Origin of the sequence: Cellulophaga sp. RHA19 (genome assembly GCF_002813425.1) — a bacterium.
Taxonomy (GTDB): Bacteria; Bacteroidota; Bacteroidia; order Flavobacteriales; family Flavobacteriaceae; genus Cellulophaga.
The window spans coordinates 3645866-3667021 of sequence record NZ_PHUL01000001.1; the positions used below are offsets into that span (position 1 = coordinate 3645866).

The window sequence follows — 21156 nt, forward strand, 5'->3', positions numbered from 1 at the left end:
TTATAATGAGTTTCTGACTATTAAACTATTTGGGTTCTCTATTTGTATATTTTCATTAGACAAAATCATTTGTGCCAAGCGTGCTCCCATTGTATTAAAATTGGTAGATATTGTAGTAATACCACCTTCTACAACCTCCTTTAAAAGGCTGTCGTTATAACAAATAATACCTATATCCATACCTAAAACAAGCTGTTGCTGCTGTATCTTTTTTAGTAAAAAAATTAGGCTTCTATCATCTAAAATAAAATACAATTCTCCTTTGGCTGGCGTTCTGTTTTGCAAACTACTAAGTTGTTCTTGTGCTATTGTTTTTGTATCACAAAATGCATTAAAACCTTCTAATATTCCTTGTGGTTGCTTGTCTTCAGAAAACAACAATATCATTTTCTGATATTTAGAAATTAACGAAGCACTTTCTTGCAACCCACTAAATACATTCTTTTTAAAATTTTGATAAATAGATGGGTATGAAGCTAACTCTTTATTAGTTTGGTCTAAAATATACACCTTATCCTTTGGCAACTTTTCTACAATATGACCTATATTTTTAAGGTTAGCAGGCATAAGAACATAATAAGAATACGCTCCTATGTTGTCATAAATTAATTTGCTAAAAATATCTGGATTAAAGTGATGAAAAAAGATATCTACTTGCACATTATCTCCTAGGGTTTCTAAAAAAGAATTATATAAATCTTCTTTAAAAGAGTTTAGCTCATCAAATAGCAAAAAAACCTTTTGAGATACAGTAACATCTTCACTAATTAAGTAATACCCTTTACCTGCAACAGACTGTACTATACCACGAGTTTTTAACTCATTAAAAGCCATTAAAACAGTATCTCTAGACAGTTTATGTTTATCTCTTATACTATTTATAGACGGTAATTTACCTCCTTTTTTTAGCACACCGCCACGTATTGCTTCTTCTATAGAAACTATAATTTGCTTGTACTTTGGTATTCCAGAATTACCTTTTATAGAAACTATACCCATAAGGCAAATATAAAATAAAAACTCAAAAAAACAAACTAGTAGGTACTAGTATGGTTAATTGAAAAAAAATTCTTAATATAGCTACTTCAAACTAAATACAACTAAATTCAAAAAAAGATGAAAAACAAAATAATAGTAACTGGAGGCTGTGGTTATATAGGATCTCACACAGTTATTGAGCTACTAGAAAGTAATTTTGAAGTTGTAATTTTTGATGATTTATCTAATTCTACAGAGAAAACAATTGACAGAATTTCACAAATTACAGGTAAAACACCAATTTTTGTAAAAGTAGATTTAAAAGATGAAGCAGAAACAAATAAAGTTTTTAAAGCTCATAAAGATGCATTAGCAGTTATACATTTTGCAGCACACAAAGCAGTAGGAGAATCTGTAAAGGAGCCTTTAAAATATTATCAGAATAATTTTTACTCGTTAATAAATTCACTTAGTTCACAAACTAAAAACAATATTAATAATTTTATATTTTCCTCTTCGGCAACAGTATATGGCTTACCAAAGACATTACCTATTACAGAAAAAAACAAAACTAAGCGCCCTTTTTCCCCTTATGGCAATACTAAAAAAGTAGCTGAAGAAATACTAGAAGATTTAACAAATTCTGACCCTAATTTTACTGCAATATCTCTACGCTACTTTAACCCTATAGGTGCACACGAGTCTGGCTTAATAGGAGAATTACCAACAGGTATACCAAATAACCTAATGCCTTATGTTACGCAAACTGCAGCAGGAATTAGAGAAAAACTAATGGTTTATGGTAATGATTACCCAACTAAAGATGGTACACCTATTAGAGATTATATACACGTTGTAGACCTTGCAAAAGCACATGTATTAGCCGTAAAAAGACTTGTTAATAAGGAGCAAGAAAAATCTTTTGAGTATTTTAATTTAGGTACAGGTATTGGATACTCTGTACTAGATATTATAAAAACTTTTGAAACCGTAACTAACTCTAAACTTAATTATGAAATTACAAGCAGAAGAGAAGGTGATGTACCTAGATTGTATGCCGCTACCAAATTAGCAACCAAAAAATTAGGGTGGACACCAACAAGAGAGCTTAACGAGATGATTAGCTCTTCATGGAAATGGGAACAAAACGTAAGAAAAGAAAAAGAGTAATGATACAAGCAAGACCCACATTATCACAAATTTCTAAAGCCTTAGATTTATCTATTTCTACCATATCTAAGTCACTGTCTGACAGTCCTGAAATTAGTATTAGCACAAAAGAAAAAGTACAGGCTTTTGCACGTAAATGCAACTACAGACCTAATAGTTTTGCTGCTAGTTTAAGAAAAGGATACACCAATAATATAGGTTTAATTATACCTAGTGTACTAAATCCGTTTTACGCAAAAGTATTGGTTGGCATAGAAAAACATTTAGATGAAAATGGTTATAAATTAATAACCAGTATAAGCAATGAGTCTGCCGAAAAAGAATCTAAATACTTAAGTATTTTAGGTGGCGGGTATGTAGATGGTGTAATTATTTGCGTATCTAAAGAAACAGCTATAAGTAACAAGTACAAACAAATAGATACACTTATAGGAGAAGGTACGCCACTTGTTTTGTTTGACAGAATAAGTGATTTAAAACGATGTGATAGCGTTATTGTAGACGACTACAAAGCATCATTTAATGCTACTGAACATTTAATAATTAATAAGAACTGTAAAAACCCTATAATGGTTACTTTAATTCACCAATTACAACACGGTAAATTAAGAGCTAAAGGTTTTATAGATGCACTTAAAAAACATAACTTTTCTACAGACAATTGCATTGTAGACGCCACCAATACTGATGAGTTAAATACCAAACTTAAAGCTATATTAGAACTTAAAAATGTAGATGGAGTTTACGGTGCTAATGATATTGCCTTGGTGCAAGCTATGAACATTAACCGTAGCTTAAATACAGAAGATATTGCCTACACAGGTTTTTGTAATAACTCTAAAATAGCATGGAACCCTGGTCTTAGAATTATAGATCAGAATGCAAAAAAAATGGGTGAAGAAGCTGCTAAATTAGTACTGCAGCGTATAAAAAACAACAATATTAAAGAGTATCATACACGTACAATTACAACAGAATTTGTATAAAATTTAATTAATTAATTAATTAAGCTATTGTAACAAGAGTGTGTTTCCTAAACACTCTTGTTACATATATTTAAAAACAGCTTATATCATTTGTCCTCCAGACACCTCTATACGTTGGGCATTAATCCATTTAGCATCATCTGTGCATAAAAAAGCAACAACACTACCTATATCACTAGCAACTCCTACTCTACCTAATGCTGTTTGCGAACCTATAAAATCGTTTAAATTCTTATTATCTCTAACAGCTCCGCCACCAAAGTCGGTTTCAATAGCACCTGGAGCAACTGTATTTACTCTTATTTTACTTTTTCCTAATTCCTTTGCTAAATATAATGACAATACTTCTACGGCTCCTTTTGATGCTGCATACGCTGCATAACCAGGCAAAGTAAACCTAGTTAAACCTGTAGATATATTTACTATTCCGCCTTCATTATTTAAATATGGCAATACTTTTTGTGCAAGAAAAAATGGTGCTTTAAAATGGATGTTTACCATTTTATCAAACTGATCTTCAGTAGTTGCTTTAATAGACTCATTAATACCAATACCGGCATTATTAACTAAAAAGTCTAATTTATCTACATTAAAAACCTCTCTTAATGCAGTTTTTAAGTCTAAAAAAAACGAATCAAAATTTTTAGTATCATCAACATTTAAGTGTAAAACAGCGGCTTTACTCCCTAATGTTTCTATTTCTTTAACAACAGCTAAGGCACCGTCTTTACTACTATTATAAGTTAAAATAATATCTAATCCCTTTTTAGCTAAACTTATAGCCATATTTTTACCCAAACCACGGCTACCACCTGTTACCAAAACTATTTTATTTTGCATCATAATATTCTATTTTTATTAAATACAAAGGTCTTAAAACAGTAAAAGCGTTAACTTACAAAAAACAAAGAGATAGTTGTAAATTTCAAATAACTAGTTTAATTTCTAAATTTATTAGGAGAAAAAGAGGTTTGCTTTTTAAAGAAGTTTGAAAAATGAGCTACTTCATCAAAACCTAAGGAGTATGCAATTTCTGATACAGTCCAATTTGTTTGTTTTAATAAAAATTTTGCTTCTTGTGTTATTCTTTTAGATATAAAATAAGTTGTAGTATTACCTGTACTCTCTTTTAAAGTTGTGTTTAAGTGGTTTACGTGTATCGCTAATCTATTTGCAAAATCTTTAGCAGACTTAAGCTTTAATTGTTGCTGTGTAATCTCTATAGGAAATTGCCTTTCTAACAATTCTAAAAACAAGGATGTTATTCTTTTTGATGCTGTTTGCGCAGAATACAGAGCAGTGTTAGGCTGCAACTTTTGTCCAAAATGAATAATTTCTAAAATATAGTTCCTAATTAAGTCATATTTATAAGCGTAAGACGAATCTATTTCTGTTTGCATTTTTTTAAATAACACAGCCAATTCTTTATACTCTTTTTTGCTTAATTGAAATATTGGATAACCATTAGAGTTAAAAATAGGTAAGTCATCTAACACCACTCCACTTTTAGATTTTATTAAAAATTCATCTGTAAAAACACAAAACTTTCCTTTTTGTTTATCATCTAATGGCTCGTACTTATAAGGTACTTTAGGAGACCCAAACAACAATGCATACTTATCTATATTTACAACCTTATCTGCGTATTCAGCTCTATTTCTTCCGTTGATAAGGCTAATTTTATAATACATTCGCCTATTGTAGGGCATCACATTATCTGTCTTTAAATTAGCTAACATATCTGCTATATTAAAAATATTAAAGTGTCCAATATACTTACCTATTGCTTCAGGAAGCTCGGCATTTATCTCTCTGTAAAAATCTTTAATAGTAGTAGCCTTCATTCTTAATTAATTGTAAAATTCAAATATAAAAATATTCTTAATAATCAATTTCTAATTATAGATTAAAGCAAATATGAATAGGAAAAATATAACCTTTTAACATTAATTTAAGCTATTAGTTTAAATTCTTTAGTAACTAAATTTTAATTTATAAATTGTACTTGTAAAAAATTGTTCAGCCCCATATGAAGAAATTACTACTTATTGTCTTTTTATTAATTTACTGTACTACCACATATTCACAAGATATTACCAAAGAATATAACTTTGTAAGTATTAAAGAAGGCATATCTAAAGTTGGTGTATCTACTATAATACAAGATCATAATGGTTATGTTTGGATGGGCACTAACGGTGTTGGGCTTTACCGTTATGATGGTATAGATTACACTTACTACAAACATATTTTAAACGACACAACCTCTATAAGTAGTAGTTTAGTTTATTGCTCTTACCTAGATAAAACAAACCGACTTTGGTTTGGAACAGAAGAAGGATTAAATGTATATGACAGAGATAAAGATCAGTTTAAAAAAGTACATTTAACTACCGACGAAAAAGAAAATAAGATAAACATATCTATACGTAGTTTAGAAGGTGATAGTAATGGAAATTTATTTATAGGTACTTATGATTTAGGATTGTTTAAACTAAATCTAAAAACCTTAAAAGCTGAAAAAATTGAAAATCAATACAAATATTTACCTATAAGTATTTATGCTTTAAAACTAGACCATAACAATAAAATTTACGCTGGCACAAATGTAGGTTTGCAAGAGTACGATACAAATACCAACAAACTAAAACAGTCCTTATTAAATACAGATGACAACTCTTCTGCAATAAAAGAAGGCATACAGTCATTATTAGTTGATAAAAAAAATAATATTTGGGTTGGTACTATTAATAATGGTTTGTACAAAATTGATGATTTACTAAACACGCGTAACTACCCTATTGCAAATACTAAGATTTTCTCTATTATTCAGTTACCAGACAATACAATTATGTTAGGTTCTGAAAACAATGGCCTTTTTCATATAAACACAAATGGTAACATTATAAAAAACTACTTATCTAGTAAAACAGATGAAAAAAGTATTCTGTACAATTCTATTTGGTCTTTATTTTTAGATAAAAATGAGCGTATTTGGATGGGGTATTACAACTCTGGCGTTGCTGTTTATGATAAGTTATATGACAAGTTTAATAATATAGAAAGCCTTAACAACACTCCCAATTCACTACAAATTGGTTCTGTTACTGGTATTGCGCAAGATAAAAACGGTAAACTTTGGATTAGTATGGATGGTGGCGGCATAGACATTTTAAATCCAAAAACAAACAAGTTTACCCACATTAATATTAAGGATAAAAGTACATATAGCGGACTAACTAGCGATTATATTGAAGCTATTTTTATAGATAGTAAAGAAAATATTTGGGCCACCAGTTGGGACAATGGTATTTATATGCTAAAAAAGGGCTCTAACAAATTCATTAATTTTAATATAGAAAATACAGCTGGTAAATTAAGCTCTAATACTATTTTAAGTATAGATGAAGATTCTGAAGGAACCATTTGGATTGGATCTTTTTACAAAGGTCTACACTCTTACAACCCTAAAACAGAGAAAATATCCCACCACAACACAGAGATTTTTGTTAAAAATGATATTACCGTTAGTGATGTTTGGAAAGTGTTAGTGGACAAGGAAGATAATATTTGGCTAGGAACAACAGTTGGTTTATTTCGTGTTAAAAAAATGACCAACGGTAATTTTATAGTTACGCCTATGTCTTCACGTATGTCTAAAGAATATAAAAACCAAGCTAGCGCTAACCATATTTTAACATTACACGAAGATACTCTTGGTAATATTTGGATAGGTACCAAAGGAGCTGGTTTAAGTAAATACAATCCAAAATTAGACACCTTTAAATGGTATAATAAATTTAACGGGCTAACCGAAGAAAATGTATGTGGTATTATAGAATGTAAAGAAGGTAATATATGGGTTACTGGAAACTCAGGAATTTCTAAAATAAACGTAACAGACAATAACATTACCAATTACACCAGCAATGACGGCTTATTGTCTAACGATTTTAATATTAATGCAACCTTTAAAGACTATAAAGGGCAACTGTATTTTGGTAATTACAAAGGAGTGGATTACTTTGACCCTAAAAAAATACAGACGAATAAAAACTTAACCTCTATATACTTAACAGACTTTAAGTTATTTAATAAAAAAGTAACTCCTACACAACACAAGTCACCATTAAAAAAAGTTATATCAGAAACAGATAGTATTAGTCTTACCAGTAAACAGGCTGTATTTACTATAGAGTATTCTGGTATAAACTACACAAGACCAGAAAAAAATGAATATGCATATTACTTAGAAGGATATGAAAAAAATTGGAACTATGTAGGTGCAGTTAGAAGCGCAACTTACACAAATTTAGATCCAGGTAATTATATATTTAAACTAAAAGCATCTAACAATGATGGTGTTTGGAACGAAGATCATTTAGAGTTAAAAATTACTATTTTACCACCTTGGTGGAAAAGCGTCTGGGCAGTAATAGCTTATATTCTACTGTTTTTATTGGGCATTTATATGCTTAATAAAATGACACAAAGTAGAATTAAAGAAAAGCAAATAATTAATAATGAAAGAGATAAGCGTTTACAAGAAAAAGATTTAGACGAGAAAAAATTTCAATTCTTTACCAATATATCGCATGAATTTAGAACTCCGCTAACACTTATTTTAAATCCTTTAAAAGATATTTTAAGTGATACTAGTCTTAATTTACCAACAAGAACTAAGGAAAAACTAAATATAATACATAAAAACACAGACCGACTTTACCGTTTAATAAACGAACTTTTAGATTTTAGAAAATTAGAATTAAACAAAGTAAACATAAAGGTTAGAGAACTTAATTTAGTTGCTTTTACAAAAGAAATAGCTAGTCATTTTACAGAGGAAGCCAACTCTAAAAATATAAACTTATGGGTAAGTTCTGTCTTAGATGACATTCCTATTTGGGCAGATGAAAACAAACTTGAAAAAATAATTTTCAATATTTTGTCTAACGCAATGAAAGTTACACCAAACGGAGGCGCAATAAAAATTAAGTTAGAACCTAAAAACAAATTAGCAATACTGCCTTTAGTAAACCCTATAACTCCGGTTAAAGCAATAAAAATTACAGTATCAGATACTGGGCCTGGACTTAAAAAAGAACAAGTAAAACGTATTTTTGAGCGCTTTTATCAGGTAGATAATTTAAACAAGACCTATTATGACGGTACAGGTATTGGTTTAGAAGTAGTAAAAAGTTTTGTGCAATTACACAAAGGAAAAGTAGAAGTTAATAGTACTGTTGGTAAAGGCACCAAGTTTAAAATTATACTACCAGCAGGTAAGTCGCACTTTACTACTGAAGAAATTGTACCAGATATTGCAAACACAACTATTAACAAAAATGACCAAATAAAAAAAGAAAGTACCACAAATGATACTGAAAATGAATTAGATAGTGCTCCTAATTTACACACACTATTAATTGTAGAAGACAACACAGAGTTAAGAAATTATATTAAAAATGAATTTAAACACTTATACAAAGTACTTACTGCTGTTAATGGTGCCGAAGGATTAAAAATTGCAAAAGAATCTTTACCAGACGTTATTATTACAGATGTTATTATGCCAGAAATGAATGGTTATAAGTTTTGTAAAAGCATAAAAAACGATCTTAGAACAAGTCATATTCCTTTATTAATGCTTACCGCAAAAGCAAGAATTGACGACCGTATAGAAGGTATAGAGACCGGAGCAGATGCTTATATGGTAAAGCCTTTTGATATGAGACTTTTAAAACTAAGAGTATCACAGTTAATTACAAGCAGGCAACTTATTTTTAATAAATATTTTAGTTTGATAAATGATGTACCTAAAAATATAAACACTACATCTTTAGACAAAGAGTTTATTCAAAAAGTATTGGTATATATAAATGATAATATAGACGATCCCGAATTAAATGTAGAGTCTTTAGCATCTGAGTTAAATTTAAGTAGAAGTCAGTTTTACCGCAAAATAAAGGCACTCACAAACCAAACCGCTAGCGAATTTTTACGTAACATACGTTTACAAAAAGCAAGACAAATAATAGAAATGGGCAACTCTAACATAAGTGAGGTATCATACAAAGTTGGTTTTTCATCACCATCTTACTTTACTAAATGCTTTAAAAACTATTTTGATTTATTACCTACAGACATTAAACCAACCAATCCTAAATAGCTTAATTGCAGTCTTATTACAAACGAGTATAGTATCATTTTAAAAACAATAATTATGCATTTTAAAGTGGCATAATTCTTCTATTACTACCCTTTTATATCTTAATGTTTTTATAAAATAGGAATAAGTATCTGTTAAAAAACACGTAGAAATATGTTAAAATTAACTGCTTTTTACTTGTTTACTATAACATATAAAGCACAAATTGGTAATTAAACATACTACACAGCTACAACTTTAACATTTTAAAGTACTACAATGCTACAACATACACCTATTCGATAAAACGTATGTTGCATACAATGCTACAAATGTTGCAAATAAGCGTATTTACTAGTGTTTGCTACATATTTTGTAGTGAACGCTTTAAATGTTTTAACAACTAATTTACATCTGTAGGTATATTTGAAAGTATGAAAGTTAACTACACTAAATGGAGGCGCCTTGTAGAAATAGGCTTAATTATTGCAATTATTGCCCTCCTCATATTTATAATAATGTACATCGTATAATACCAAGCATAAACCACAACAATTAAAACCAAACACAATAATTACTAACAACACATAAAAGAAAAAAAACGTATGAAGAACTAAGACAAAATCAAAAAAAAATAAACATTAAAACTAACAAAAAAACTATTTTACTAACTTAAACTTTTTAATATGATAATAAGGTTAAAACACGTGATTGCTACACTTGTAATTATTATTACTCAAACAGCATTTGCGCAGACAAAGACTATTAGTGGTCTTGTTACAGACCAAGCCGGTATACCACTTGGTGGTGTAACCGTTATTGTATCTGGAACCACAAATGGTACCAGTACAGATTTTGATGGTAACTACACTATAGATAATGTAAAAGCTACAGACAAATTAGACTTTACATATATAGGTATGGTTGCACAAACCATAACTGTAGGAGCTAAAACAACAATTAATGTTACTCTACAAGAAGATGCACAAGCCTTAGACGAGGTTGTAATTGTAGGTTATGGGTCTAAGAAAAAGAGCTTAGTAACAGGTGCAATTTCTAGTATAGACAGTAAAGATATTAAAAGCACATCAGGACAAAGGGTAGAACAAGTTTTACAAGGTAGAACTTCTGGTGTTACTGTTTCTTCTTCTTCTGGTGCGCCAGGTTCTGGAGCTAAAATTAGAATTAGAGGTGCTGGATCAAGTGGTAACTCAGATCCTTTATACATTGTAGATGGTATGAAAACTTCTTCAATTGTAGATATTGCTCCTGGTGATATTGCTAACCTTGAAATTTTAAAAGATGCTGCTTCTGCTGCAATTTATGGTACAGAAGGTGCAAACGGTGTTGTAATTATAACTACTAAAAGAGGTAAGCAAGGTGGTTTAAAAGTTGGTTTTAACTCACAACTAGCTATACAAACCGTTAAAACCAATATGGAGTTAATGAATGCTGAACAATTTGTACAGTATATGAATGAAGCCGGACAAGCTAATGTTGCCTTAAATGGTTATGATACAGATTGGATAGACGAAACATTTAATAATGCATTAATGTTTAGAAATGATGTTAACCTTTCTGGTGCTACAGAAAAATTATCATACTATATGTCTGCATCTAACTTAAACCAAGACGGTATAGTTGGTAAAGGCAATTCTTCTTTTGAGCGTTCTACTTTTAGAGCAAACATTAAAGCAGATATTACAGACTGGTTAGAGGCTGGTGTAAATGCAACTTACTCTATTACAGACAAAAACGGTATTCAAGAAAATAGTGATACCAGAGGTGTTATTCAAAATATGCTAATTATAGATCCGTTAACTCCTGTAACTTATTCAAATGGTCAAGTACCACAGTCTGTGTATGACAGAGCTACAGATAATGGTGTTCCTGTATTAACAGCAAATAATGGTAGTGTTTACGGTTACCCAAGCTATTCTACTGGTGAGGTAATTAATCCTGTTGCTTTTGCTAATGATATTAATAAAACTATAACAGACACAGATCAGTTTTTAGGATCTGCTTACTTAAAGTTTAATTTGTTTGAAGGTTTTAACTTTACATCTAGATTTGGTTATGAAAACGGAAAAACAGAAGTTAGAAACAACGTAATTCCTTACTACGTATCTTCTGAAGCTGCAAATACAAAGTATACTACATCACAAACTAAGTATGAAACTAAAAAGTGGTTATGGGAAAACTTTGCTACATACACTAAAGCATTTAACGATCATAACTTTACATTATTAGCTGGTTACTCTGCAGAAGAAACAAGGTTTGAAACTGTTTTGTCTAGAAACGGTTCTGTAGATATAGACCAATTTACTGGTTTTGATTTAGACTTGCCTGGTTACACTGTAGAGGTTAAAGATATTTTACCTGCTCCAGATAATATGGTTTCTATGTACGGTAGATTATCTTATGATTTTGCTGGTAAATATTTATTTGAAACATCTATAAGAAGAGATAAGTCTGATAAATTCCCAGAAGCTAATAGAGCTGGTACATTCCCTGCTTTTTCTGCTGGTTGGGTATTATCTAAAGAAGATTTTTGGAAAGAAGATTCTAAATTAAACTACGCTAAATTAAGAGCCAGTTGGGGACAAAATGGTAGTAGAAGTAACTTAATAGGTAATGCAGATAAAACGTATGTTATTAGAGCTATTAATGGTGTAGGTATTAATTATGAAGGTGCAACGGGTGCTCAAATCTCTGGATACTCTAACCCTAACTTAGTTTGGGAAACATCTGAGCAGTTAGATTTTGGTGCAGACTTTAGAGCTTTTGAAAACAGATTAAATTTCTCTGTAGATTACTACAAAAAAACTACAAAAGATGCTATTGTTAACAATGGTGGTTTAATTACTCCTGGTTCTGCAGGTTTTCAATCTAACGAATTTAACGCTGGTACTATAGAAAATAAAGGATGGGAATTTGAACTTGGTTATGGAGACACAACAAGTGGTGGTTTTAGATATGATTTTAACGCTAACCTATCAACTTTAAAAAATGAAGTAACAGAGATATTATTTGTTCCAGAAGGAGCTTCTATTATTGGTGCTGGTGCACAACAAAATCCAGATGGTGTTACTCGTTTTACAGAAGGGCAACCATCTTGGTATTTCTACGGTTATAAAACAGATGGTATAGATACTGCTACCGGAGAAGTTATAAAAGTAGATACTAACGGAGATAATATTGTAAATAACGCAGATAAAGTAAAGGTAGGTTCTCCTCACCCAGATGTTTTATTTGGTGGTAACATTGCTTTAGGTTACAAGGCATTTGATTTTAACTTACAATTTCAAGGTACAATTGGTAATGATATTTTTGCTACCTACCACCAACCATCTAGACCTATTACTAACAAGCCAGTACATTTTTATAACGAAAGATGGACACAACCTGGTGATGTAGCTACTTTTCCTGGTGCTGCCAATGTAATAGATTCTTATGATACAGATTTAATGGTAGAAGATGGTTCTTATATGAGAATTAAGCAAATACAAGTTGGTTACACACTACCTAAGAAGATTGCAGAAAGACTAAAAATAAACAATTTAAGAATCTATGTATCTTTAGATGACTACTTTACGTTTACAGACTATAAAGGCTTAGACCCAGAAATTGGTAACTTTAGCTATAATTCTATTGGTGTAGATAGAGGTTTTTATCCAACTGCTGCTAAAACAGTATTTGGCTTATCATTAGACTTTTAATAAATAGATATATTATTATGAAAAAAATTATAATCGCAATGGTAACTATCCTTTTTATTGGAGGAGTTACTGCATGTAGTGAGGATTTTACAACAAATCCGCGAGAAGACGGAGAAGATTTGGAAACGTTTTTTCTTGAAGAAGAAAACGTAGACGCAGCCATAATTGGTATTTATGACTTAATGCAACACACCTACTCTGTAGATTGGCATAGTGCATTTTTAGTAAAACAATTACCTGGTGATGATATGAATGCTGCTGGTGGTAATAGCGGTGATCAACCACAATTACAAGATATAGATGATTATGCAAACGTATCTACATCTAACCAATCTATAGAAAGTGTATGGAACTTGTTTTACAGAACAATTTCATTATCAAACTTAGTAATAGAAAACATTAAAGACAGTGATTTAAGTAACAAAGAATTAGCATTAGCTGAAGCTAAATTTTTAAGAGCTTGGTCTTATTTTGAGCTTACTACAATGTTTGGTGATATCCCTTTAAGATTAACAATACCATCTACAGCAGATGAATTTGGAATTGCTAAGTCTCCCAGAGCTGATATTTACACACAAGTAAAAGCAGATTTAACAGATGCAATTGCTGGCCTACCAGATAAAACAGCTTTAGCAGAAGACTTTAGAGTATCTAAAGGTGCTGCACAAGCCTTAATGGGTAAAGTATTAGTTTTTGAAGGCTTATACGGAGAAGCTATTCCGTTTTTTGAAGCTGTAATTTCTAATCCAGCACACGACTTAGAAGCAACTGCTGCAGATGCGTGGGCTATAGATTATGAGTTTGGAAAGGAATCTTTATTTGAAATTGGTTTTATTTCTACTACCGGAAGAGACTGGGGTAACTTTGCTTGGGGCGGAAGAAATGAAAACAACATACATATACAGTTAATGGGACCTAGAGGTGATGGTATTTTTGATGTATCTACAGTAGGTTTAATTAATGGTTGGGGCTTTAACCTACCAACAGCTAAACTTATGGATGCTTTTGATGCAGCTGGTGATACAGACCGTAAATTAGCTACTGTTATGACAGAAGAAGAGTTAATTGCTGCTGGTGGTAGCGTAGATGAGTCTGCAGCAACTGGAGGTTCTATTTGGGATTATGAAGGTGGTATTAGAATTAAGTATGCTACAAAAGAAGAAGATACTAGTGCAGATGGCGTAAAAGAATTAAACTATGGTACAAACTATAAATTATTCCGTTACGCAGAACTATTGTTATTAGCTGCCGAAGCTTATAATAAAGACAACAAAGATGGTTTGGCAAGAGCCGAGTTAAATAAAGTTAGAAACAGAGCTGGTTTAGCAGATGTAGATGCATCTTTAGCTGGTGATGATTTATTTGAGGCTATTGTAAATGAAAAGTTCTTAGAGTTAGCTCATGAAGGACAACGTTTTTGGGATTTAGTTCGTTGGGGTAAAGCTGCAACAGAATTAGCAGGAACAGGATATTCGTCTAAAAATGATTTATTCCCTATTCCAGAAACAGAAATAGAAAAGAATTCTGAATTGACACAAGCAGATCAGAATCCAGGATATTAGTAGTTAGATTTTTAGTTCATTTAATACGGCGGTATAAGTTTTCTTATATCGCCGTATTTTTTTATCTAGTTTTAAATCGCATATAGAGCACGTTACTCTTTATGCGATTTTTTACATATACAAAGGTTAATATGTAAAAAAACAAGCGTTTTATCTTCATAAAATAAACAAAAAAAGTAGTTAAAATTTAGCAATAACACAATTTAATATGCTGATAATTAACAATATAAACAAATAATTTCCTTTAACATTTAATTAACTTCGTTTAGTTCGGAACTTACCGAACCAATCATATCTTTGCACTTCTTTTTAAATCTAAAAAAGAGAAAATAAAATAAATACTAATAAAAAAAAGGGTATTGCAAATGAAGAAGAATATGTGCAGCAAAAAAGGTACACTAGTAGAAAAGCTAGGAGTGCATATAGAATCTAACAATGGATATTCTCCTATAGCTTCTAGGGTGCTTGCTTATATTATCCTAACAGGAAAAACAGGGACAACTTTTGAAGATTTAGTATCATTATTATGCGCTAGTAAAAGTACCATATCAACTCAGCTAAATTATTTAACAGATATAAAAGAGATAGAATATTTTACCAAAACTGGTGATCGTAAAAAATACTATGTTATTACTTCCAATAAAATTAAAAGTCACATTTCTAATATGATTCAGAAATGGGAAGTAGAAAAAGAGCTACACCAAGAAGTTAGAGATTATAAAAATGAAATTAATGATTTAGAAACCACTGCAGAAGATGAAAAATTTGATTTAACATTTCACAACAATTACATACAATTTTTAAACCAAGCAATTACGTCCATTTCAAAACTAAACGTGGACAACATTAACCTATAAAGACAGAATTAAGATGAAAAAGAGAACTATTAGTAGAATTATAATTCCAATGGCAGCATTCCTAGTCATTGTTAGCTGTGGAAGCAAGCAAGAACAGCAAGCACCACAGGCACCACCAGCACCGTTTCCGGTTGCACAATTACAAACTAAAACAGTAACAAGTTACAAAGAGTACCCTACTACAATAGAAGGTATTATAAATAGTGATGTTAGGGCAAAAACATCTGGTTACATACAAAAAGTATTAGTAGACGAAGGGCAAAAAGTACGTAAAGGTCAGGTTTTATTTAGATTAGAAACACAGTCTTTAAGTCAAGATGCTGGTGCTGCAAAAGCACGTATTAACGTTGCCCAAGTAGAGGTTAACAAATTAATACCACTAGTAGAAAAAAATATTATTAGTGCAGTACAACTAGAAACAGCAAAAGCTAATTTAGCACAAGCAAAAGCTAATTACAGTAGTGTAAGTGCAAATATTGGCTATGCTACAATTAAAAGTCCTGTAGATGGTTATGTTGGTGCTATTAATTTTAGAGAAGGAGCGTTAATTAGTCCAAGTGACCCTACTCCACTTACTACAGTTAGTGACATTAGCAAAGTTTATGCATTTTTCAGCTTAAACGAAACACAATATTTAGACTTTTTAGAAAAAGCAGAAGGTAAAACCTTGAATGAAAAATTAGCAAATTACCCAGAGGTAAGCTTAATTTTAGCAAATGGCAGTACGTATTCTGAAAAAGGTAAAATACAAACTAGTACAGGACAAATAAACCCTAACACTGGTACCGTAAGTTTAAGAGCCATATTTAACAACCCTAACCGTTTAATAACAAATGGTAACAGTGGTAAAATACAAATACCAAATACGTTTAAAAATGCAATTGTTGTACCACAACAAGCAACTTACGAACAACAAGGTAATGTAATGATATTTAAAGTAGGAGAAGATAATAAGGTAACTACATCTATCATTAAAATAAAGTCTACTGTAGATAATTTATATGTTGTAGAATCTGGTTTAGATCTTAAAGACAAAATTGTTACAACTGGTGTAGGCAAATTAAAAAATGGTGTGGTAATAGCTCCTCAAGAAACTTCTTTTGATGATGCCATAAAACCTATAGCTACATTATTTAAAAACTAAAAACTCTAAATTTATTTAGTTATGTTAAAAACATTTATTGAAAGGCCCGTTCTTTCAACAGTAATATCTATTATAATTGTTGTACTTGGTGTTATAAGTATAACAAGTTTACCAATAGAAGAATACCCAGATATTGCGCCACCAACAATTAAGGTGTCGGCATCATATACAGGAGCCAATGCAGAAACTGTATTAGAGAGTGTAATTATTCCTATAGAGGAGCAAATTAACGGTGTAGAAGGTATGAGTTATATTACCTCTACAGCATCAAACAATGGTACTGCTGAAATTACAGTTTATTTTGATCAGGAAATAGATGCAGATATTGCTGCTGTAAACGTACAAAACCGTGTTGCAAGAGCAAATCCGCTATTACCGCAAGAAGTAATACAAACAGGTGTAACTACGCAAAAGCAAGAAACTAGTGCTTTAATGTTTATATCTATGTATTCTGAGAATGAAGATTATGATGCTACATTTATTCAGAATTACCTAAAAATAAACGTTATACCAGCAATGCAACGTATTAGTGGGGTTGGTGATGTATCTGTATTTTCTCAGCAAGACTATGCTATGCGTATTTGGTTAAAACCAGAAAAGCTAGCTGCTTATAATCTAATACCATCAGATATTTCTGCTGCTTTAGCAGAACAAAATTTAGAAGCTGCTGCTGGTTCTTTAGGAGAAAATAATGGTGAAGCATTTACATACACATTAACATATAGTGGACGTTTTAAAGAGCAAAAACAATATGGAGATATTATAATTAAAGCATTAGGTAACGGAGAATTTTTACGTTTAAATGATGTTGCTACAATAGAATTAGATGCACAATCTTACTCTTCTAACGCAATGAGTTTAGGAAACCCTGCTGTATTTATGGGTATTTTTCAAACAAAAGGTTCTAATGCTCAGGAGATTATAGAGAATATTAAAACTACTTTAACCTCTGTAGAAAAAGACCTACCAGAAGGTTTAAATATATTTGTTCCTTATGACACAAGTTTATTCTTAAACGCATCTATAGAAAAAGTAATTAGTACACTTGTTGAAGCCTTTTTATTGGTTTTCTTAGTTGTATTTATCTTTTTGCAAGATTTTAGATCTACTTTAATTCCTGCAATTGCAGTTCCTGTATCTATTATTGGTACATTCTTTTTCCTTAATGTTTTTGGGTACTCAATTAACCTTTTAACATTATTTGCTTTAGTGCTGGCTATTGGTATTGTGGTAGATGATGCTATTGTTGTGGTAGAGGCCGTCCACGCAAAAATGGATGAAGGGGTTAAAAACCCTAAAAAGGCTACACTTATAGCAATGAACGAGATTTCTGGAGCCATTATATCTATTACATTAGTAATGGCAGCTGTATTTATTCCGGTAACATTTATTACTGGTCCTACTGGTGTGTTTTATGAGCAATTTGGAGTTACTTTAATTATTGCCATATTAATTTCTGCAGTAAACGCATTAACATTAAGTCCGGCTTTATGTGCTTTATTATTAAAAGAACATAAACATGATGAAGAGTTAAAAGGCAAAAGTCCTTTACAACGTTTTTACACTTTGTTTAACCGTGGTTTTAATGCTACTATAAACAGGTATGGTAAATCGCTTCAATTTTTATACAAGAGAAAATTTGTATCTGTATTATTATTAATAATTGCAGGTGTAGGTATCTACTGGGCTTCACAAACAACACCAACAGGTTTTGTACCAGATGAAGATAGAGGTATTATTTTTGCTAACATAGAATTACCTGCGGGTTCTTCTTTAGATAGAACTGATGCTGTTGCTCGTAATTTATATTCTAAAATAAACGGTATAGAAGGTATTGCCGCTGTTAACTTTATTAAAGGTAGAAGTTTAATTAGTGGTGCTGGTACCAACTACGGTTTTGGTATTATTAAATTAAAAGATTGGACAGAGCGTGAAGATCCTTCTACATCTGTACAAGCAATTACAGGTAAGTTATTTGGTGTAGTATCTACAATGCCAGAAGCTAATATTATTTTCTTTTCTCCACCAAGTATACGTGGTTTTGGTAACTCTGCCGGTTTTGAGGTTAACTTGCTAGATAAATTTGGAGGTGAATTTACAGACTTAGACAAAACAAACAAAGAGTTTGCAATGGCTTTAATGTCTCACCCAGAAATTAAGTATGCACAATCTTCGTTTAATACGAGTTACCCACAGTATGAGATGGATATTAATGTACCACTAGCTAAAGAAAAAGGAGTATCTGTTAGCAGTATCTTCTCTACTTTACAAGGGTATATTGGTGGAGTATACGCATCAGATTTTTCTAGATTTGGAAAACAATTTAGAGTATACATACAGGCATTACCTGAGGATAGAGCTAGTATTGAAAACCTAAACAGTATGTATGTTAGAACAGATGCTGGTGAAATGACGCCTATTACACAATTTGTAAACTTAGAGCGTGTATATGGGCCACAATCTGTAACTCGTTTTAACCTATTTAATTCTACAAAAATAACAGGAGCAACTAATGATGGGTTTAGTACAGGTGATGCTATTAGAATTATTGAAGAAGAAGCAGCCAAATTACCTAGTAATTACACCGTTGCATATTCTGGTTTAACAAGAGAAGAAGTAAGTGCTGGTAACCAAACTACATTTATTTTTATACTAAGTATCTTATTTGTTTACTTTTTATTAAGTGCCCAGTACGAGAGTTACTTGCTGCCATTTGCAGTAGTGTTATCTCTACCATTTGGTGTATTTGGAGCTTATATTAGTACTAAGTTCTTAGGATTAGAAAATAACATATACTTTCAAATTGCACTAATAATGCTTATTGGTCTACTTGCTAAAAATGCCATATTAATTGTGGAGTTTGCTCTGCAACGCAGAAAAGCAGGCGAATCTATTGTAGATGCTGCTATAGACGGTGCTAAGTCTCGTTTAAGACCAATTTTAATGACCTCTTTTGCTTTTATTTTAGGTTTAATGCCATTAGCGTTAGCAAAAGGTGTTGGTGCAGAAGGTAACAATTCTATTGGTACTGGTGCAGCAGGTGGTATGTTAATAGGTACAATATTAGGTGTATTTGTTATTCCAATACTGTTTATTTTATTTCAATGGTTACAAGAAAAAGTTTCTGGTAAACCAGCAATTCAAACTACAGAAGAATAAGAACTATGAGATCTACAATAAAATATAAATTTATTAGCAAAACAGCACTTATAGTAGTTGTTGCTTTTACACTACAAAGTTGTTTTGTTGCTAAGGATTACAACAGGCCAGAGTTACCAGAAACCGAGGCCTTATACAGAACAGACAATTTGCCTACAGATAGTATATCTATGGCAAATGTGTCTTGGAAAAATTTATTTACTGATAATTATTTAGAGCAGTACATTGCAGAAGGTTTACAAAACAATTTAGATATTAGAATTGCTATTCAACAATTGGCTGCTGCAGAAGCTTATGCTAAGCAGGGTAAAGCAGGATATTTTCCAACATTAAGTGTTGGTCCTAATTACACACACCAAGAATTATCTAAAAACAGTCAGTTTGGTTCTTTTTTAAGTAACACATCTACAGACCAGTATGATATTACCGCTAACCTATCATGGGAAGCAGATATCTGGGGAAAAATTAGAAGTAACAAAAGAGCTACACAGGCTGCCTATATGCAAAGTGTTGCAGGTCACCAAGCTGTAAAAACGCAACTTATTTCTAGTATAGCAAATACGTACTATAATTTATTGGCTTTAGATGCTCAATTAGCTATTACTAAAGAAACAATTAAAACTAGAGAAAGTAGTGTAGAAACAATTAAAGCCTTAAAAGATGCTGGTAATGTAACGCAAGTTGCAGTAGACCAAAACATAGCACAATACAATAGTGCAAAAGCTTTAAAGGTAGATATTGAAGCTGCAATATTTAGAACAGAAAATACATTAAGTATATTATTAGGTAAGGCTCCCCAAAACTTTAAAAGAAGTAGCTTAGACATACAAAAAATAGAGACAGATTTGGCTCTTGGTGTACCGTCTACCCTACTTAGCAACAGACCAGATGTTATGGCAGCAGAATATGGTTTAATAAATTCTTTTGAGCTTACAAATGTAGCTCGTAGTAGTTTTTATCCATCTTTAACATTAACAGCTTCTGGAGGTTACCAAAGTTTAGAGTTAGATAAGTTGTTGGATGCTAACTCACTTTTTGCAAATATTGTTGGTGGTTTAACGCAGCCTATTTTTAATCAGCGTAAGTTAAAAACACAAAAAGAAGTTGCATTGGCACAACAAGAGCAATCTTTATTACAGTTTAAAAAGACACTTTTAACAGCTGGCTCTGAGGTTTCTAATGCCTTGTATACTTACAATGCAGAAACTGAAAAATATGAGTATAGACAAAAAGAAGTTGAAGCTTTACGCAGAGCAGAACAAAACTCAGAGGAATTACTTAAAAACGGGTACGCAAACTACCTAGATTTATTAACTGCCAGAGAAAGTGCTTTAAATGCAGAGCTTAATATTATTGATAGCAAATTACAACAACTAACAAGTATTGTAAATTTATATGAAGCTCTTGGTGGCGGTTGGAAATAAGATAAGTAG

The 21156-nt window shown here is 31.5% G+C and carries 12 protein-coding genes; 9 read left to right on the forward strand and 3 right to left on the reverse strand.

Features of this window, described 5'->3' with window-relative positions; translation table 11 throughout:
- Entirely contained in the window at nucleotides 1-999 is a 999-nt protein-coding gene (locus AX016_RS15795; RefSeq protein ID WP_100896530.1) for a winged helix-turn-helix domain-containing protein, read from the reverse strand.
- A gap of 117 nt (nucleotides 1000-1116) precedes the next feature.
- On the opposite strand from AX016_RS15795, the gene galE reads away from it, so the two are divergent.
- Together galE and AX016_RS15805 are read left to right on the forward strand one after the other, a co-directional pair.
- Nucleotides 1117-2148, forward strand: a complete 1032-nt coding sequence (gene galE / locus AX016_RS15800; protein WP_100896531.1) for a UDP-glucose 4-epimerase GalE — start codon at nucleotides 1117-1119, stop codon at nucleotides 2146-2148.
- Entirely contained in the window at nucleotides 2148-3134 is a 987-nt protein-coding gene (locus AX016_RS15805; RefSeq protein ID WP_198519450.1) for a LacI family DNA-binding transcriptional regulator, read from the forward strand. Before galE ends, AX016_RS15805 begins: the two co-directional genes overlap by 1 nt.
- Before the next feature lie 81 nt (nucleotides 3135-3215).
- On the opposite strand, the gene AX016_RS15810 is transcribed toward AX016_RS15805, so the two are convergent.
- Nucleotides 3216-3977 (reverse strand): SDR family NAD(P)-dependent oxidoreductase, encoded by a 762-nt coding sequence (locus AX016_RS15810; RefSeq protein WP_198519451.1) that lies wholly within the window; start codon nucleotides 3975-3977, stop codon nucleotides 3216-3218.
- Nucleotides 3978-4072: 95 nt separating this feature from the next.
- Nucleotides 4073-4978, reverse strand: coding sequence for a helix-turn-helix domain-containing protein (locus tag AX016_RS15815; protein WP_100896534.1), 906 nt, complete (start codon nucleotides 4976-4978; stop codon nucleotides 4073-4075).
- A gap of 185 nt (nucleotides 4979-5163) precedes the next feature.
- Between AX016_RS15815 and AX016_RS15820 the strand changes: the two genes are divergently transcribed.
- From AX016_RS15820 to AX016_RS15850, 7 genes are all read left to right on the forward strand, one after another.
- Nucleotides 5164-9303, forward strand: coding sequence for a hybrid sensor histidine kinase/response regulator transcription factor (locus tag AX016_RS15820; protein WP_100896535.1), 4140 nt, complete (start codon nucleotides 5164-5166; stop codon nucleotides 9301-9303).
- A 665-nt stretch (nucleotides 9304-9968) separates the two neighbouring features.
- Nucleotides 9969-13001: a SusC/RagA family TonB-linked outer membrane protein gene (locus AX016_RS15825; RefSeq protein ID WP_100896536.1), complete on the forward strand. Its 3033-nt coding sequence runs from the start codon at nucleotides 9969-9971 to the stop codon at nucleotides 12999-13001.
- 17 nt (nucleotides 13002-13018) lie between these two features.
- Nucleotides 13019-14563 (forward strand): RagB/SusD family nutrient uptake outer membrane protein, encoded by a 1545-nt coding sequence (locus tag AX016_RS15830; RefSeq protein ID WP_100896537.1) that lies wholly within the window; start codon nucleotides 13019-13021, stop codon nucleotides 14561-14563.
- Nucleotides 14564-14928: 365 nt separating this feature from the next.
- Nucleotides 14929-15420 carry a GbsR/MarR family transcriptional regulator gene (locus AX016_RS15835; RefSeq protein ID WP_100896538.1) on the forward strand — a complete coding sequence of 164 codons (492 nt, stop codon included), beginning with the start codon at nucleotides 14929-14931 and terminating at the stop codon, nucleotides 15418-15420.
- Between the two features lie 13 nt (nucleotides 15421-15433).
- The gene (locus tag AX016_RS15840) at nucleotides 15434-16564 is read left to right on the forward strand and encodes an efflux RND transporter periplasmic adaptor subunit (protein WP_100896539.1); all 1131 of its coding nucleotides are present in this window, start codon (nucleotides 15434-15436) and stop codon (nucleotides 16562-16564) included.
- 21 nt (nucleotides 16565-16585) lie between these two features.
- Nucleotides 16586-19723 (forward strand): efflux RND transporter permease subunit, encoded by a 3138-nt coding sequence (locus tag AX016_RS15845; protein ID WP_100896540.1) that lies wholly within the window; start codon nucleotides 16586-16588, stop codon nucleotides 19721-19723.
- 5 nt (nucleotides 19724-19728) lie between these two features.
- On the forward strand, nucleotides 19729-21147 hold the full coding sequence (locus AX016_RS15850) for an efflux transporter outer membrane subunit (RefSeq protein WP_100896541.1): 1419 nt from the start codon (nucleotides 19729-19731) through the stop codon (nucleotides 21145-21147).
- Nucleotides 21148-21156: the final 9 nt, after the last annotated feature.